We start from the raw sequence: 16017 nt of genomic DNA, 5'->3' as shown, positions 1-16017 counted from the left end.
CGGCCACCAGAAGGGTGAGAATTGCGGCAGCTGCGTGGGTGTAAAGCATCAGGTCGGCAGCATGCACTACGCCTGAACCCGGCTGACTGTCCGCAGGAACGGTCACTGGTTGCTGGGGCTGCCCGTGTAGATGGTCAAGGAATCCGATGCCGGAAAATGAGCCCCCCCCAAAGCTTCGAAACCGAGGAACAGCAATTGCTGGGCCGCTCCGGACAGCAGCAGCAACAGGATGGGCCCGTGGATCCAGCGGACCACCAGCTGCGCGGCCAGGGCAGAGAGGGCAACGAAGGCCAGCAGAACGGGCATCGCCGGGGCGCCGCCACCGGAAATGACATGTGCGGCAAGACCCAACGCGACAGCAACGGGTCCTGCCACCCAGGCCCACTTGTCCTGCACAGGAGTTGCGCCCATCGCCGTCCTTCCCTTCCCCACAGGTTAAACGCAGGACGGCGCCCTGGAACAGGGCCCTACGCCAACAGCGTGTTGACCAGCCGTGCTGCCACTTTCGCGGTCCGTCCATCAATATCGAACTCCGGGTTAAGCTCGGCGACGTCCAAGTGCAACAGCGTCCCGCTTGCGGCTACTTGGCGGCAAACAGCGCTGATCACGGGAAGCGCCACCCCGTACGCAGCGGGGGCACTGACGCCCGGTGCCACCGAAGCAGGCAGTACGTCCAGGTCGATCGTCAGGTACAGCACATCGATTCCAGCCACGAAGTCGGCTACGAACGTCTCGACGCGCTCCGCGGAACAGTCCTCGTCCAGCAAGTACTTCACGCCCAGCCGGTCAGCGGTGTCAAAGAGCGTGCGGGTGTTGTTGGGCTCCGAGATTCCGACGACGGCGTACTGCAGTTCCCGTCCGGCGGCGAGTTCTTCCTGGGCCATCTGGAGGAACGGGGTGCCGGAGCTCGGGGTGGGCTCATCGCGCAGGTCAAAGTGGGCATCCAGGTTCAAGACACCCAAACGCTTTCCGCTGCGCACCGCATTGGATCCGGCCACCCCTAGGTAGCTTGCAAACGCAGTCTCGTGGCCGCCGCCCAGCACCACGGTGAGGTTTCCGGCGTCGAGCAGTTCCGAGATGGCGCGTCCGGCGCGCTGTTGTCCTTCTTCCAGTGAGTCGTCCTCCACAACTACGTCGCCGGCGTCGAACACGTCACGGTCCAGGTGGAATGCCAGCGGGGACAGGGCCGAGCGGATGGCGGCCGGAGCCGCGGCGGCACCCACACGGCCCTTGTTGCGCCGCACCCCGGCGTCGCTGCAGAAACCCAGCACGACGGCGGGACGCGAGGCACCAGGAACGGCAGCGGAAGCGAGGGGTGCTACGGCCTGCCACCAGCGGCGATGTTCGTCGCCGTCGCCGTCAAAGCGGCCAGTCCATGGCGTGGGAAGGACGTCTACGGAGGGGTTGGTGCTGGTGTTTGGGGCCATGCTTTGGCCAAGCACACCCCACCTGCGTGCCAAAAAACAGCTGCAGCGTGCTGCAGTGTCTGAAATTCCGGACTTGCTACTTAACGCCCAACAACTCCTCCACAGTTCCGATGCCGAAGAACAGCAGGAAGGCAGCTGCCACTGCCCACATCAGGGGGTGGACTTCACGTGCACGGCCCTGGAAAGTACGGATCAGGACGTAAGAGATGAAGCCCGCGCCGAGGCCGTTGGCAATGGAGTACGTGAAGGGCATGAGGGCGATCGTCAGGAACGCGGGGATGCCAACGCCCCAGTCCTGCCAGTCGATCTTGCCAACCTGGGACACCATCATGAAGCCCACCACCACAAGCGCAGGTGCCACGGCTTCGAATGGGACCAGGTTGATGAGCGGCGTGAAGAACATGGCCACCAGGAAGAGCAGGCCCGTGACAATGGAGGCGAGACCGGTGCGGGCGCCTTCGCCAATGCCCGCGCCGGATTCAACGAAGATCTGGTTGGACGAAACGGACGCGCCGCCACCGACGATTGCGCCCAGGGCATCAACCTGCAGGACGCGGTCCACGTTGGGAATGTTGCCGTGCTCGTCCACGGTTCCTGCCTCGTTGGCCAGGCCCACCATGGTGCCCATGGCGTCGAAGAAAATGCTGAGGAGGATCACGAAGGCCAGCAGCGCAGCAGCCACAAATCCGAGGTGTTCAAAGGCGCCAAAGGGGTTGGCTTTGCCGATCAGGGAGAGGTCCGGAGCGCCCCATTCGGAAAGTGTGGGGGCCACCAGGGACCAGCCGCGCGGGTTGACGTTCTTGCCGTCGAAGCTGGGACCAATGTGGAGCGTGAATTCGAGGATGGCGGCCAGGGCGGTGGACACCACGATGCCGATCAGGATTGCGCCGCGGACCTTCCGCACCACCAACGCGATGGTCAGGATCAGGCCGACAGCGAACACCAAAGTGGGCCAGCCCATCAGCTTGCCATCCACGCCAAGGCCGAGCGGGACCGTGGTGCCGGCCGCATCCGGGATACGTCGGACAAAACCGGCGTTGACCAGGCCGATCAAGGCGATGAAGAGGCCAATGCCTACTACGATCGCCGTCTTGAGCGCTTCCGGGACGGCCCTAAATACGGCCGTGCGGAATCCGGTGAGTACCAGGATGAGCATGGTGACACCCGAAAGCACCACGAGCCCCATCATGTCCGGCCAGGTCAGCTCCGGGTGGGAGGCAACCGTCACGGCCACGAACGCGTTCACTCCCAGGCCCGTTGCGACGGCGAAGGGGTGCTTGGCCCAGGCGCCCATGAGGATGGTGAGGATGCCCGCCACGAACGCAGTGGTGGCCGCTACGGCCGTGAAACCGAGCGACGCCCCGCTCGAGTCTGCCCCGGAGAGGATCAGCGGGTTCAGCACCACGATGTAGCTCATGGCGAAGAAGGTCGCGAAGCCGCCACGTATTTCCCGCGAGTATGTGGACCCGCGCTCGGAGATCTTGAAGTAGCGGTCGATTGCAGAACCTTGTTTAAGCATGAAGGTCTCCGGGGATCGGGGGAGTTTGCTCTCAAATCCTATGCCCGCTGATGTGGGGCGTTGGGACGATTCGCCTAGTCTGTAAGGAAGCCAACACTAGGAGAAACCGCCCCATGCGTACCAGCCGCCCGCTTCTGGCCGCCGTCGTAGCCGCTCTCGCTTTCGCTTCCGCGTTGCTGCTGGGAGTCGCTCCGGCCTCCGCGCATGACGTCGCCGAATCAACAACTCCGGCCAACGGTGCCAGGGTGGCTGAAGTGCCGGCGTCGGTGTCCATCACGTTCAACAACCGGCCGCTTGCCATCGGTTCGGGCGTGACTGTCACCGCTGGGGGCGAAAACTGGGCAGATGGCGCAGTGGAAATCATCGACAACATGGCTGTCCAGAAGCTGCGCCCGGGCGCTCCAGCCGGGGAATACACGGTGGTGTGGCGCGTGGTCAGTTCAGACTCCCACCCGATCGAGGGAACCTTCAAGTTCACAGTTTCCGGGACAAGCACGACGACGGCGAGCGGCTCAGCAGGCGCCTCCCCCTCGGCTTCGGCTGCTGTTCCGACGGCGGGCACAGCAGCCCCCGGTACGGAAAATACTGAGCCGGCTCCGGCAGCTTCCCAACCCTTCCCCTGGAGCATCGTTGGCCTCGCTGTGGTGGCGATCGGTCTCGTGATCTTCCTCGCTGTTACAGCCCGCAAGAAACTAGCGGCTCCCAACGACGCGGATGACGAAAATTCCCCGGAATAGCAGGGTTTTCTACATACTTGCGAAGATCTCGAAATGGTCACCACGACACGCCAAAACTGAACTTCTCGTTACGTAAATGTGACTTTGAGGTGATCTTCCCGTACGGTTGTACCTGTGCCTGTTCCACGTAACGGGCATTTCCGGGCTGATTGCCTAGCTCTGCCGCAGTCCGGAATCCGTTCGCAGACAAACCTACGGCAGAGACGGGGAACCCATTTTGGCCCGCTTTAAGAGCGCGCCTTGGGGTGAAGTCACGAAGCTTCCGCTGCACAGCGGGGGATAGTGGCCGGGTGACTCCCATCCGAATCCGACAGCTAACCTCGCAGGCATCGGGAGAGGCTCTTTCATGTCTTCACGCATTCTTCGCGGCCGTCGTAAGGCGGACAGCGTACGTCCTAATCCGTTCATCTCCATCTCCAAGGCTGTTGCCAGCAACGCATCCGGCGCAGGTCGCCAAGCCGCTGTCATCGCAGCAGCTTCAGGCCTCGTCCTGACGGGTTCCATCGCTGCCCACGCTGCAGAGACCCCCGTTCAGCGCGACTCCAGCCCTGCTACTGTCGCCGAGACCGTCACTGAGGGTCCCACCAAGGTTGTTACGGCCGCATCCACGGCCACCATCAACTTCGAGCGCCCCGCGGTTGCTTCCGTAGCGGCTCCCGTTATTGAAAAGCCGGCCCCCGTTGCTCCGGCCCCGGTTGCCAAGAAGGCCGCAACGGCTACCGTCCAGGCCGCTGCAACCACCACGGCTACCGCTCCGGTGGCAGCCGCGCCTGCTGCTGCAGCTCCGGCTGTTGGTGGCGTCAACGCCGCTATGGTCGCCTCGGCTTACGCCCAGATCGGCATCGTGCAGGACTGCACCGCCATGGTGGAAAGGGCCCTCGGCTCCGCAGGCATCCCGGTTGGCGACCTCGCACCCATGCAGTTCCTGAACTACGGCAAGGTTGTCAGCGACCCCCAGCCCGGCGACATGATCGTCCAGTCCGGCCACGTTGCCATCTACATCGGCAACGGCCAGGCCATCAGCGGTGGCATCAACGGCAACCAGACGGGCATCCACCCGATCAGCTGGCTCACCGCAACCGGCCCCATCACGTACGTACGCGCTGGCGCCTAAGCATCACGCTCCAACTCAAAGGCCGGTGCCTTCGAGGACTAACGTCTTCGGGGGTACCGGCCTTCTGAGTTAACTTTTGTTCGTTTTAGGAACAGGGTCCGGTTTGCTCGACGGTTTCTCAGCCGAGTTTCCAGGCAAGGGGTTCTAGGCGAGGGCGATGCCGGGCCCGGCCGGGAGGGCAACCTTGGATGAGATCGCTTGCCCCACTGCCTTGGCTTGCCGTAGTACTTCCTTGGGCGTGGGTGTAATAAGTTCCCCAACGCCCACCAAGTGCATCCCGACGGCACGCATGGCTGTCACAAGGTTCTGGCCTATGGCGATTCCCAGGTCGGCAAGCATTCGGCGCAGTTGGCTCTGGGCACAGCGCGTCACCACGATGTGGTCTGCCAGGAGAACTCCGCTGGCTGTATGCACGGCCCATTGCCGTGGGGTGGATTCAAGGGGGCCATAAACGCTCAGCCCAGCCTTCATTCCGGCTGTGTTCAGGCTCGCGACGGGCCCATATCCAAGCTGCAAGGACGAGTCGCCACCCAGGAAGTCCAGACGAACAGCGCGTGTGGTGGTGCGGACATCCAGGTGATGGCTGGCGGCGTAGTTGCGCAAATGGCGCAGGATCTCGTTGCGTTCCTGCATTGCCGCGGGGTCTGCTGCGTCGCAGCGCTGAAGCATTCCCGTGTGGACAACTGGTCCGGTGGTCGATAAAGCGCCAAAGCCATCCAGCACGATGGAACCTACGCCATAGCGGCTGAGCTCGCTGGCAACAGCCAGACCGGAGAGACCGGTGCCGATCACCACGGTAGTTGTCCGTTCCGTGACGGAATCAGGAGTGAGTGACACTGCTTGGGTTCCTCCTTGACGTGTGTGCCTTTCGGCAGCGCGTGGGATCGCGTCCGAGTTCCCCAAGCGGCCGCAAATAAATGGCCGGGTTGTGTCCTAGGACACTTTTGCCGGCCATTCGGTGACTCGAACACTACCGAACTTTTTCTGCCATGGATAGCCTCCGCGACAGCGTGTTTTGGATGTTCATCCGCAGCGCAATCCGGAGAGCGGTGAGCGTGCCGAAAACCGAGCCCGGACCGTTATCCACATAGCCCATAGTCGCCTTGATTCGGCATTGCCAACCGAGAATAGTGGGCATTGGAAGGAGAACCCCGCGGGTTTCTTCGGCCCCGGCTATTGGTTGCACACCAGCAAGGGAACACCGGTACGGAGAACCTCTGGCAGAATGGCCGGAACATCAAGCAGTAGGTGGAGAGGCGGGCCCCATGGACCAGCACGGCAGACACATTGAAGAACCACGGGACGGCGAGGACCAGGCTGTGACGCCTGGCGGAATCGTCGTCGGAGTGGACGGTTCCGAGCATGGTCAATGCGCCCTTGTATGGGCTGCGCGTGAGGCGGAACGGCGCCAACTTCCCCTGCATATAGTCACGGCTTATTCGGTGCCCATCTTCGCAGCATCCGGCCTCGACGGCGGATACGCCACTGTGGACGATTCCGTGATCCGCGAGGGCGCGGAAGCAATCGTCAAGCAGGCCATGGACAAGGTCTCGAGTTACAACATTGACGTCGATGCTTCAGTGGAGAATGGCGATGCCGCGGGTGTCCTCCTTGACCTCTCTGCGAACGCTGCACTCCTGGTGTTCGGTAGCCGTGGCCGTGGTGGCTTCGTCGGGCGTCTCCTTGGTTCGGTCAGCAGCGCGCTGCCGGCCCACGCCAAATGCCCCACCGTAACGGTCCCGCTGTATTGCGCCGACCGTTTGGGCGAGAACACCGAGGACAAGCACATCAAGGCTGAGCACGCCAAGGCCGGGCCACGCACGGTGGAAAACATCGTCGCCGTGGGTGTGGACGGTTCGGAGCAGGCCCGCGTCGCTGTCCTTGAGGCAGCCGAACAAGCCCAGCGGATGGGGGCAAAGCTCCGCGTCATTTGCGCCGTCCCGCAGTACAGCGGCTCCTTGGCCTGGGTGCCGGCACCCTTGGACCGCGATGCCCTGTTCGCGGACATCAAAGTCCAGCTGGATGCGGGCGTCGCCTGGCTCCGCAGCCACTTCCCGCAGCTGCCCGTGGAAACGGACCTGAGGGACGGCTCACCTGTGGACGTGTTGGTTGAGGCCAGCCGGGGAGTGGAACTGGTTGTCCTGGGTACGCGGGGCCGCGGTGGTTTCGCGGGCATGCTCCTTGGTTCCACCTCTGATGGCGTCCTCCATCACGCCAAGGGGCCTGTCCTCGTTGTTCCGGACCGAGAGGACCCGCGGCTGGCAGACCGGCCCAAATTCGGACCCATGCTCGGCGCGGCTTAGGGCCATGGCGCGCACCGTCCATGGATAACCAGCAGCCTGGGAAGCATAGGCAGGAAAACAGTGCCGGCCCGGATGTAAGCGGCCCGGTGTTCATTCGGGACATTGCGGATATCCGGGCGGACATGCTCCCCGAGGTCGGTGGCAAGGCCGCCAATCTCGGCGAGCTGAATGCCGCCCGCCTTCCAGTGCCGCCCGGCTTTTGCCTCACAACGTCCGCCTACCGGTACGCCCTTTCAGCGATTGGTATGGAGGAGATCTTCGCACTTCTGCAGGACGCCGGAGCGTCTGACCTTGACGAACTGAATAGCCTCGCCGCCCGGGCAAGGTCCTTGGTGCTCGACGCTGGAGTTCCCACCGACGTCGCTGAATGGGTTCAGGCGGCATATCGGAAGATGGGAGACGCTGCCCCCGTCGCAGTGAGGTCCTCCGCCACGGCCGAGGACCTGCCGTTCGCCAGTTTTGCCGGGCAGCAGGACACTTTCCTGAACGTAGTGGGAGCAGAGGCAGTCCTGGACGCCGTAAGCCGCTGTTGGGCATCGCTCTGGACGGACCGGGCAGTGAGCTACCGGACAACCAACGGTATTGACCATGCCACGGTGACGCTGGCCGTCGTTGTCCAGGAGATGGTGGATTCCGCGACGGCCGGTGTGATGTTCACGGCCAACCCGGTTACGGGGCGGCGCCATGAAGCTGTGATCGATGCCAGCCCTGGTCTGGGCGAAGCCGTTGTGTCAGGCGCCGTTAACCCCGATCAATACGTAGTTGATACGCAGAGCAACTCCATCCTGAAACGGACCCTTGGTGACCGGCAGGTAGAGATCAGATCGCTTGCCGGCGGTGGCACCGAACGAATTGAGCGGGCGGGTGGTGCCGGGGCAAGCGAAAACCACTCCGTGCAGCCGTGCCTCAGCGATGACCAGATCCGGAGCCTCGCGGACTTGGGGAGGCGCGTCGAGGCCCACTATGGAGCCCCGCAGGATACAGAATGGGCGATCGATTCGTCCGGGAAACTGTGGCTCACCCAGGCAAGACCCATTACTACCCTCTATCCGCTGACCTCGCGAGTGCCGGCTACTCCCGGCGAGCACGCGTTCCTGAACTTCAGTCTCGCCCAAGGCCTCACAAGGCCTCTGACGCCCATGGGTCTGGCGGGTATCCGCCTGATTGCCTCCAGTGTTGCCCGCAGGGCGGCTTTCGATGTCCCCGATCCACGCTCAGGACCATCGCCCTACTATGAGGCCGGGCAGAGGATCTTCTTCGACTTCACATCCGTGCTGCGCAGCAACGTGGGCCGGGCCATTGTGCCCCGCATCTTTGACATCATGGAGGCCCGTTCTGCGGCGGTGATTCGTGGCCTTTTCGATGACCCGCGGTTCGCCGTCACCATCAAAACTCCGATAAGACTCATCCGGCACGTTGCGCCCGTTGCCGCTAAATACCGTGTTCCAGAGTCGGTGATCCGGGCTCTTTTCCGTCCCGACGCCGCAATGAAGCGCCAAGAGCAGCTTGAGGCAGAACTCCATCAGGCACTCCGGGTGCCGGAGGGTATCACCGCCCATCAGCGGATCGCCCACGTGCAGAGAATCCTGGGGGAGGAAGTATTCGCAACGGTTCCCCAAGTCCTGCCGCTTCCTGTTCTGGGCTTTGCGATGCTTGGGCTCGTCCGGAAAGTGCTGGGTGAGCAAGCTCCCTTGGACCAACTCCAAACGGTAATTCGCGGGCTGCCAAACAATGTCACCACCGAGATGGACCTTGCACTGTGGCAGCTTGCAAGGGAAATCAGGGAAGACCCGGAGGCCCTGGCGTTCCTGAGTTATCCCACGCTCGAGGACCTCGTTCGGCAGTTCAAGGACAGGGAACTTCCAGCAGTTGCCCAATCCGGGGTTGAAGCTTTCCTGCGCACCTATGGGCACAGGGCTGTGGCTGAGATCGACCTCGGCATGCCCCGATGGTCGGATGACCCCACCCACATACTCGGTGTCGTGGTCAACTATCTGCGGCTCGAGCACACCGCGGACGCGCCCGACCAGCAGTTCGGCAAAGCTGCCCGGGAGGCAGATGAACAGGTTGCCAGGTTGGTTGCGCGGGCCAGGGCCAAGAGTCCGCTCCACGCCAAGCTGGTCCGCACGGCGTTGGACCGTACGCGCAGGTTTGCCGGAATGAGGGAGCTGCCCAAATACAACCTCGTCCTCGGCTTGGCTTCGGCAAGGGAACAATTAACGCTGGTTGGAGCGGAACTGGCAGAGGCGGGGCGGATTGAACGGGCCGAGGACATCTTCTTCCTGGACCTCAACGAAGTAGAGACTGCCCTTGCTGGCAACAAGCTCCACCAACTCGTGGCAGATCGCCGCGCAGCCTACGCGCAGGAATTGAGGCGTCGGCACATTCCGCGGGTGTTGCTCTCAGACGGGACAGAACCTGAAGCCACTGCTGCAGCTGGCGGAACCCCAGCTTCTCCTGGAGCCCTCTCCGGCAGTCCGGCGTCGGCGGGCATCATCACAGCCCCTGCGCGGGTCATCCTGGACCCCGTTGGCGCGCATCTGGAGCCAGGGGAAATCCTCGTAGCGCCCTCCACTGACCCCGGCTGGACACCCCTTTTCCTCACCGCCGGTGGGCTGGTCATGGAAATGGGCGGTCCCAACTCCCACGGCGCCGTGGTGGCCCGCGAATACGGCATACCGGCGGTGGTGGGCGTGCCCGACGCAACCTTGCGGATCAGCTCAGGCCAGATCATCACCGTGGATGGCGCAGCAGGAACGGTTACTACCGCATCAGGTGACGCGCCAAGCTAGGCGTGCTGGTGTGACTCGTGCTCGGAGTGACTGACTGGCTCCAGCTGGAAGGTGCAGTGCTCGGTGTCGAAATGGCGCCCCAGGCAGGATCCAAGCTGGTCCAGGATGCTGTCTGCCCCGCTGGCGTTAAGGACGTCGTCTTCCACCACAACATGGGCCGAGAACACGGGCACCCCGGAAGTTATGGTCCAGATGTGGATGTCGTGGGCCTCCACTACGCCATCCACGGCAAGGATGTGCTCACGGATCATGTTCACGTCCACGCCCTTGGGGGTAGCTTCCAGAAGTACGTCCACAACATCGCGGAGCAGGTGCCAGGCGCGGGGGATGATCATGAGGGCGATCAGGACCGAGGCGATGGGATCGGCGGCCGTGAAGCCCGTGGTCATGATGACGATGGCCGCCACAATGACGGCGATAGAGCCGAGAAGATCGCCAAGCACCTCAAGATAGGCCCCGCGGACATTGAGGCTTTCCTTTTGGGCACCCTGCAGGATCATCAGGGAAATGAGGTTGGCGACGGCGCCCAGGATCGCAGCCCACAGCATAACGTCCGTATGGATTTCCGGGGACTCCCCAAAACGGCGGATGGCCTCGATCATGATCACGACTGCGATGACGATGAGTACAAGGGCGTTGGCCAAGGCCGCCAGGACTTCGGCCCGTTGATATCCGTAAGTCCGTTGATCGCTCGCCGGGCGGGTAGCGATCCAGGCCGCCATCAACGCGATGAATACGCCTGCGGCGTCGGACAGCATGTGGCCTGCATCGGCCAGCAGCGCCAGCGATCCTGAGATGAGCGCGCCAACCACCTGGATGCCCACCACACCTATAGTGATGGCCAGGACTGCAATCAGCCGATTGCGATGCTTGCCGGTTGCCGTTACTCCGTGGGAGTGGTTGTGATCGTGCCCCATGCCTACAAGGCTAGCCCCAGCCGAGCTCATGCAGGCGGTCGTCGTCAATTCCGAAGTGGTGGGCGATCTCGTGGATCACCGTTATGGCCACTTCGTCGATGACTTCCTCGCGGGTGGCGCAGATGTCCAGGATGGGCTGGCGGAAAATAGTGATCCGATCCGGCAAGGAGCCGGCTTCCCACCAGGAGTCGCGTTCGGTCAGCGGCACGCCCTCGTACAAACCAAGTAATACGGTGTCCGGATCTTCATCCGGGCGCGGGGTGTAGTCGTCCTCGATGAAGATTGCCACGTTGTCCATGGCGCTGGCAGCTTTGGGTGGGATCAGCTGCAAAGCGTCGCTCACAGCTTCTTCGAACTCCTCTGGCGACATTTGGAACGGCGCGGCAAGAAAATCCGCGGCAACTCCGGCTAATCCAGCGCTCTCGTTTGGGGCATGCTCGATCGGGCTATGCACTGCCTTCCGCTCCGGAAGCGGCGAGGACGGGAGATCGCCGTCGGGAACGATGGGCAGGCCGGGAGGGAGATTCGCGGACATGATCCGACTCTAGCCCCAACAAGGAACATTGAGGTCCTGGAGCTGATACTCGCTGGTGCACTGTCCCCAGGTCATGCTGAACTGTTCGAGTGCGACCTCGTCGAACGGCATTCCGTCGGCCAGCCCCCGCATCTCATCAACGAACGAACAGGAACCGCATGACCGCCACTCCTACCTCCGCTCCTGAGCCACTCGACGTCGTCGTCGTAGGTGAGGCGCTCATCGATATCGTGGAATCGCCCGATGGGCAGATCGAATATCCCGGAGGCTCGCCGGCCAACGTCGCCTATGGGCTGGGCCGCCTGGACGTGAAGGCCGGCCTGCTCACCGCCATCGGACGGGACCAGCGGGGCGACGCCATTGCCGCACACCTTCAGGGCGCAGGCGTGGTATTGCTGCCGGGATCGAAGTCGCTGGGCAAAACGGCGACGGCGACTGCCCGGATCGCTGCCGACGGTTCGGCTGAGTACACGTTCGAGATTGAGTGGGCACTTGCCCCGCTCGCGCTGCCATATGCCCCAAAAATCCTGCACACAGGCTCAATCGCCACGTTCCTTGAACCTGGGGCCAGCGTTGTCCGGAGCCTCTTGGAGCAAGCGCAGGGCGGCTGCATGATTACCTACGATCCCAACATCCGCGCGGCCCTCGTGGGCAGCCACCACGAGGCCCTTTCCCTGTTCGAAGAGGTGGTGCCATTGACGGACGTCGTGAAAATGAGTGCCCACGACGCCCGTTGGCTGTACCCGGGCAAGGAGTTGGAGGACACTGCGAGTCACCTCCTGGCCCTTGGCACTGGACTCGCGGTAGTGACCCAGGGCTCCAGCGGTTCGCTCATGGCTACCCGGCACATCCAACTCACCGTCCCCGCCATCCCCTCGAACGTGGCCGACACCATCGGCGCCGGGGATTCATACATGTCGGCGCTCATTATGGGCCTGCTTCTGCGTGGCAGCGACGGTCTGGCGCCGACCGTTCTGGAGCGGATCGGCACCATCGCATCCATGGCAGCATCCATTACCGTTGGCCGTCCGGGCGCCAATCCGCCTACGCACCGCGAGCTCCTTGCGGGTATGGCCCGCTAGCTCACTTGCGCCGGGTCAGGGCCACGCCGATCAAGCACACCACGCCACCGATCAGTCCCCAGATGGTTGGGACTTCCTGAAGCACAGCCCAAGAGATGAGGATGGTGGTGCCGGGGACCAGATACGTCGTGGCGGCCAGTTTGCCGGCCGAGATCAAGGACAGCGCATACGCACATGTTGTGAAGGCGATGGCGGTAGGGAAGATGCCCAGATAGACCAAGCCGAGTGTGGCCGGCAGCGGCGCTGACTGGACTTCCGCGATCAATTGCCCTGTCCAGGGGAGGCAGCAAACAGCGCCCACCATGATGCCGAACCACGTTGCTTGCCCCGCCGTAAACTTCCGCAGGACCGGCTTCTGGAGGATCGCGCTGACAGAGGCGAGCACGGCGGCAAGCAAGCACAACAACACCCCGGCCACATCCGCCGTCGAGCGCTGACCCGAACCGAGGGCGATCATCGCCACGCCACCGAATGCAACGGCACTGCCAATCAGAAGCCACCGCGGGAAGCCTTCCTTGAGGACCACTCCGGCGAGGACTGCGATGAGGATCGGCGAGACGTTGATCAGCATGGCGCTGGTACCGGCGTCGAGCATGTGCTCCGCAGCGTTCAGCGCCACGTTGTAACCGCCGAACCACATCACCCCGTACGCCACGATGGGCAACCATTCCTTGCCCCGCGGCCAGACTTTCAGGCTAGGCAGCACCACGATTCCAAGAACGACGGCGGCAACCGCCAACCGTCCGAGCGTCAAGGAACCGGGGGAGAAGCTCGGGCCCACAGCGCGGATGCCCACGAACGCTGAAGCCCACAGGACTACCGTGACGACGACGGCGGCGATGCCAAGTTTGCTGATGGGAGCTGCAGGCGCGGGGGTGTTGCGCGGTTGCATGCCCGGGGACGGCTGACCGGGTACGGCCGGGGTGGTGGTTGTCATAGAGCCAATCTAGTCCCGGGGAGGCTGGCCGGGCTGGCGGTTTTCGGACGCGTCACGGCAAGAAACTGCCAATGTTTGACGGAGCGTGTTTTCATCGCATCGGTTTCGACTGTCTCGGCGATCATGAGCAATGGCGCCGGAGAGGTGGTCCTGCGGCTGCCCCTGGACCCCTCGGCCCCGGATTCCTCTGCCAGGAGGCCGGAAGCATTGTCTGCGAGGCGTTGGATTGCCAGGTGGGCGACCTCCTTGAGCACGTCCGGTAGTCCCTATTGGATAGTCGCGCAGACCTCGATTTGGGAATATCGCCATCTATGCTCTAAAGTTTTAGAGTCCAGTTCGGACGGGTGAGAACCGAAAAGAACGCATAAAGTGTTGTTTTTCCTCGCATAATCCGAATTGAGTTCAGGCCCCCATCGTCTAGCGGCCTAGGACACCGCCCTTTCACGGCGGCGGCACGGGTTCGAATCCCGTTGGGGGTACGCAAGGCAAGTGGTAAATCGGATGAAAAATGTCTGGTAAGCTAGAAGCCTTGAAAAAAACGCGGTAGAGATACTGCAAACGCAAGGCCCTGTAGCGCAGTTGGTTAGCGCGCCGCCCTGTCACGGCGGAGGTCGCGGGTTCAAGTCCCGTCAGGGTCGCTCTGAGCACCGGAAGAAATTTCGGTTCTCAAGGTGACTTGTCACCTAGGCTCTGTAGCTCAGTTGGTAGAGCGTTCGACTGAAAATCGAAAGGTCACCGGATCGACGCCGGTCGGAGCCACCAGCGAAAACCCCGCAGTTCCCAGTAATCCTGGGGATTGGCGGGGTTTTTCTTTACTCCGTCCGCATGCCGAATCCGGCTTGGATCGGATCCGATCGGGAAAAATCGGAACAGGAGCCCTGGTATTTCCTTGGTAGAGGCTCGGTGTCCGCGCAGGCCAGACGCCCCCACAACCCCTGTTCGAATGTGATCTCTCCCTGACTTGGGGGACTTCAGGACGGCTGTGACCTCTCCCCCAAGAATCGGGCTTCTCGCCAAGTGGCTCACGCCGCACCCCGCAGGACCAGTCCGGCCCTTAGTATGTTGACCGCCGCATTGATGTCGGCGTCGTCGTGATGCCCGCACGAAAGGCAGAGGAAGTCCTTGCCTTTCCGGTTGGCCGCATCCACGTGCCCGCATTCACCGCAGGACTGGGAAGTGTCGGCAGGGTTAACCCGAATAAGATCACGCCCGGCACTTTCAGCCTTGGCGCTGATCAGATCCCGGAATTGGCCCCAGCCTTCATCGCGTATTGACTGGCTAGATCCGGTCTTTGCGTTACCTCCGTTGGGGAGATAGCCCCCGTTGCCGTCGGGGCGGGGTGCTGCCCGGTGGCCATAGCAACTGTCCTTAGAGCTTCAACGACGATGGCTGCCGCCCCAAAGGCTGGGCCTTGCGGGCTCGTTCCACGAGGCCCAAGCCCCCGCCTTCCGGCGGGCCCCTTCCCTCTGGGCCTTGGCGGCTGTTTGGTGGTCGAGCAGGTCGAAGTCCTTGTCCACCGGGCCTTCTCCTCCACGCCCCATTTCTGGCGGTGGAATCCCCACCGCCGCATGTAAACCACAGGCTCGACGAGGCAGCCGGTCGGTCTGAAGTCTCGACGAAGTTGTCGAGGTGGCGCACGGTTCCGTTCGCCGATGCGGGTCAACATTCGAATCGGCGAGCGAGATAGTCGACGACACGATTCATGTTGCGAGGACGTAGCTCCTACGTTTCTTGGTTGCCTTTCGTTCCTCGCGTGCCCGCCAGTCCTCAACCGTGCTGTCGTGCTTCGACAGATTGCAGGGGCGGCAAGCTGGGGTCACGTTGCTCAGGCAATGCGGCCCGCCCTTCGAAAGCGGGAGGACGTGATCCATCTGCATGTCGTACGTCCGATCTTTACAGTATGTGCAGCGGAAGTCTGCAGCAACGAGAATCGCGAACCAGTCTGCCGCGGAGAACGCTTCGTAGCCGGGATTATTAAACTTCCTTGCCCGGCGGTCCCCTACGCGCTTGTTCGCGTCGAACTTGGCACGCACGGGCTCGGAAATCTGAAAGTCAATCATCCAGGCTTTTACCTGATGCTCGGGAGTGCAGGCCTTCTGATTCGTCCTGCCTCGGGATATGTCGATCCCACAGGCCTCAAGCACGCAGAAGCGGGGGCCCATATTCTCGGCGCGTTTGTCGGCGCGGAGGTTGCTGAGATAGTGCTTGTTGCACATGCCGGCCCTGAACTGGCCGGAAGGATCCGACTCGTAGGTGATGCCGCAATCCGGGAAGCTGCAGATGGGGGGCTCTACGGTGCCGTAGTTCTGCATCCAGGTCCAGTGCTTTCGGCACATGCCGTCGTGGAGTCGGTATGCGAAACCGCAATCCGGCGCTGCGCATATCCCTTGCAGACCCAAGGATACCCATAATTCAGAAAGTCTGACCTCTTTCAGGTACTCGCCGGACACCCTGTCGTTGCCACCTGGCGTGACGTCTATGGAAAATGTCGGAGAACCGGCGGTGTCCGTGGGCAAACCTATGGACGGAAGACCCCACGAATCCACTTCTTCCGGCATCCTTGCCGCCCCGGCCTCTGAGGCTCGCTCGCTCATCTTCTGCACCTTTCGAACTCCACTTGACCCTTTTATGTATCACTAGTGGAGCAGACAAGG

14 protein-coding genes, 3 tRNA genes and 1 riboswitch are annotated in these 16017 nt (G+C 62.6%); of the genes, 8 read left to right on the top strand and 9 right to left on the bottom strand.

Annotated elements, in window-relative coordinates:
* Positions 1–102: 102 nt before the first annotated feature.
* The 3 genes from ACTAQJ_RS14980 to ACTAQJ_RS14970 all read right to left on the bottom strand — a co-directional run bounded on the left by ACTAQJ_RS14980 (position 103) and on the right by ACTAQJ_RS14970 (position 2946).
* The gene (locus ACTAQJ_RS14980; protein WP_498697244.1) at positions 103–411 is read right to left on the bottom strand and encodes a hypothetical protein; all 309 of its coding nucleotides are present in this window, start codon (positions 409–411) and stop codon (positions 103–105) included.
* Positions 412–467: 56 nt separating this feature from the next.
* Positions 468–1427: a formimidoylglutamase gene (gene hutG, locus ACTAQJ_RS14975; RefSeq protein WP_498697242.1), complete on the bottom strand. Its 960-nt coding sequence runs from the start codon at positions 1425–1427 to the stop codon at positions 468–470.
* 76 nt (positions 1428–1503) lie between these two features.
* Positions 1504–2946, bottom strand: a complete 1443-nt coding sequence (locus tag ACTAQJ_RS14970; RefSeq protein ID WP_431117711.1) for an NCS2 family permease — start codon at positions 2944–2946, stop codon at positions 1504–1506.
* Positions 2947–3059: 113 nt separating this feature from the next.
* Here ACTAQJ_RS14970 and ACTAQJ_RS14965 point away from each other — a divergent pair, with 113 nt between their 5' ends.
* Positions 3060–3683 carry a copper resistance CopC family protein gene (locus tag ACTAQJ_RS14965; protein WP_498697241.1) on the top strand — a complete coding sequence of 208 codons (624 nt, stop codon included), beginning with the start codon at positions 3060–3062 and terminating at the stop codon, positions 3681–3683.
* Positions 3684–3857: 174 nt separating this feature from the next.
* Positions 3858–4026: riboswitch (cyclic di-AMP (ydaO/yuaA leader) on the top strand.
* 3 nt (positions 4027–4029) lie between these two features.
* Positions 4030–4797 carry an NlpC/P60 family protein gene (locus ACTAQJ_RS14960; protein WP_498697239.1) on the top strand — a complete coding sequence of 256 codons (768 nt, stop codon included), beginning with the start codon at positions 4030–4032 and terminating at the stop codon, positions 4795–4797.
* A 144-nt stretch (positions 4798–4941) separates the two neighbouring features.
* Here the strand turns inward: ACTAQJ_RS14960 and ACTAQJ_RS14955 are convergent, their stop codons facing one another.
* Positions 4942–5634: an FAD-binding protein gene (locus ACTAQJ_RS14955; protein WP_498697237.1), complete on the bottom strand. Its 693-nt coding sequence runs from the start codon at positions 5632–5634 to the stop codon at positions 4942–4944.
* Between the two features lie 428 nt (positions 5635–6062).
* Here ACTAQJ_RS14955 and ACTAQJ_RS14950 point away from each other — a divergent pair, with 428 nt between their 5' ends.
* Positions 6063–7100, top strand: coding sequence for a universal stress protein (locus ACTAQJ_RS14950; RefSeq protein ID WP_498697235.1), 1038 nt, complete (start codon positions 6063–6065; stop codon positions 7098–7100).
* Between the two features lie 20 nt (positions 7101–7120).
* Complete coding sequence (locus ACTAQJ_RS14945) at positions 7121–9892, top strand: PEP/pyruvate-binding domain-containing protein (protein ID WP_498697234.1); 2772 nt, start codon at positions 7121–7123, stop codon at positions 9890–9892.
* Here the strand turns inward: ACTAQJ_RS14945 and ACTAQJ_RS14940 are convergent.
* A complete protein-coding gene (locus ACTAQJ_RS14940; protein ID WP_498697233.1) occupies positions 9889–10809 on the bottom strand; it encodes a cation diffusion facilitator family transporter in 921 nt (306 codons plus the stop codon). The two genes, ACTAQJ_RS14945 and ACTAQJ_RS14940, sit on opposite strands and share 4 nt — an antisense overlap.
* A gap of 10 nt (positions 10810–10819) precedes the next feature.
* Entirely contained in the window at positions 10820–11344 is a 525-nt protein-coding gene (locus tag ACTAQJ_RS14935) for a metallopeptidase family protein (RefSeq protein ID WP_498697231.1), read from the bottom strand.
* 158 nt (positions 11345–11502) lie between these two features.
* On the opposite strand from ACTAQJ_RS14935, the gene ACTAQJ_RS14930 reads away from it, so the two are divergent.
* Positions 11503–12426 carry a carbohydrate kinase family protein gene (locus ACTAQJ_RS14930; RefSeq protein ID WP_498697228.1) on the top strand — a complete coding sequence of 308 codons (924 nt, stop codon included), beginning with the start codon at positions 11503–11505 and terminating at the stop codon, positions 12424–12426.
* Position 12427: 1 nt separating this feature from the next.
* Here ACTAQJ_RS14930 and ACTAQJ_RS14925 read toward each other — a convergent pair whose 3' ends face one another.
* The gene (locus ACTAQJ_RS14925) at positions 12428–13363 is read right to left on the bottom strand and encodes a DMT family transporter (RefSeq protein WP_498697226.1); all 936 of its coding nucleotides are present in this window, start codon (positions 13361–13363) and stop codon (positions 12428–12430) included.
* Positions 13364–13769: 406 nt separating this feature from the next.
* Between ACTAQJ_RS14925 and ACTAQJ_RS14920 the strand changes: the two genes are divergently transcribed.
* The 3 genes from ACTAQJ_RS14920 (at position 13770) to ACTAQJ_RS14910 (ending at position 14125) form a co-directional block, all read left to right on the top strand.
* Positions 13770–13842: transfer RNA gene (locus tag ACTAQJ_RS14920), tRNA-Glu, on the top strand.
* 85 nt (positions 13843–13927) lie between these two features.
* Positions 13928–14001 (top strand) — tRNA-Asp (locus ACTAQJ_RS14915).
* A gap of 48 nt (positions 14002–14049) precedes the next feature.
* Positions 14050–14125 (top strand) — tRNA-Phe (locus ACTAQJ_RS14910).
* Between the two features lie 260 nt (positions 14126–14385).
* Here the strand turns inward: ACTAQJ_RS14910 and ACTAQJ_RS14905 are convergent.
* Together ACTAQJ_RS14905 and ACTAQJ_RS14900 are read right to left on the bottom strand one after the other, a co-directional pair.
* A complete protein-coding gene (locus ACTAQJ_RS14905; protein ID WP_498702205.1) occupies positions 14386–14562 on the bottom strand; it encodes a zinc ribbon domain-containing protein in 177 nt (58 codons plus the stop codon).
* 501 nt (positions 14563–15063) lie between these two features.
* A complete protein-coding gene (locus ACTAQJ_RS14900; protein ID WP_498697224.1) occupies positions 15064–15957 on the bottom strand; it encodes an HNH endonuclease in 894 nt (297 codons plus the stop codon).
* Between the last annotated feature and the right edge of the window lie 60 nt (positions 15958–16017).

The organism is Arthrobacter sp. alpha11c (assembly GCF_054149985.1).
This window is presented reverse-complemented; position numbering and strand designations above follow the sequence as displayed.

Excerpts from the sequence above, each read along its gene's own strand:
- ACTAQJ_RS14900 (WP_498697224.1), bottom strand. The coding sequence starts at position 15,957 with ATGAGCGAGCGAGCCTCAGAGGCCGGGGCGGCAAGGATGCCGGAAGAA.
- ACTAQJ_RS14935 (WP_498697231.1), bottom strand. The coding sequence starts at position 11,344 with ATGTCCGCGAATCTCCCTCCCGGCCTGCCCATCGTTCCCGACGGCGAT.
- ACTAQJ_RS14960 (WP_498697239.1), top strand. The coding sequence starts at position 4,030 with ATGTCTTCACGCATTCTTCGCGGCCGTCGTAAGGCGGACAGCGTACGT.
- ACTAQJ_RS14950 (WP_498697235.1), top strand. The coding sequence starts at position 6,063 with ATGGACCAGCACGGCAGACACATTGAAGAACCACGGGACGGCGAGGAC.
- hutG (WP_498697242.1), bottom strand. The coding sequence starts at position 1,427 with ATGGCCCCAAACACCAGCACCAACCCCTCCGTAGACGTCCTTCCCACG.
- ACTAQJ_RS14980 (WP_498697244.1), bottom strand. The coding sequence starts at position 411 with ATGGGCGCAACTCCTGTGCAGGACAAGTGGGCCTGGGTGGCAGGACCC.
- ACTAQJ_RS14925 (WP_498697226.1), bottom strand. The coding sequence starts at position 13,363 with ATGACAACCACCACCCCGGCCGTACCCGGTCAGCCGTCCCCGGGCATG.
- ACTAQJ_RS14930 (WP_498697228.1), top strand. The coding sequence starts at position 11,503 with ATGACCGCCACTCCTACCTCCGCTCCTGAGCCACTCGACGTCGTCGTC.
- ACTAQJ_RS14940 (WP_498697233.1), bottom strand. The coding sequence starts at position 10,809 with ATGGGGCACGATCACAACCACTCCCACGGAGTAACGGCAACCGGCAAG.
- ACTAQJ_RS14945 (WP_498697234.1), top strand. The coding sequence starts at position 7,121 with ATGGATAACCAGCAGCCTGGGAAGCATAGGCAGGAAAACAGTGCCGGC.
- ACTAQJ_RS14965 (WP_498697241.1), top strand. The coding sequence starts at position 3,060 with ATGCGTACCAGCCGCCCGCTTCTGGCCGCCGTCGTAGCCGCTCTCGCT.
- ACTAQJ_RS14970 (WP_431117711.1), bottom strand. The coding sequence starts at position 2,946 with ATGCTTAAACAAGGTTCTGCAATCGACCGCTACTTCAAGATCTCCGAG.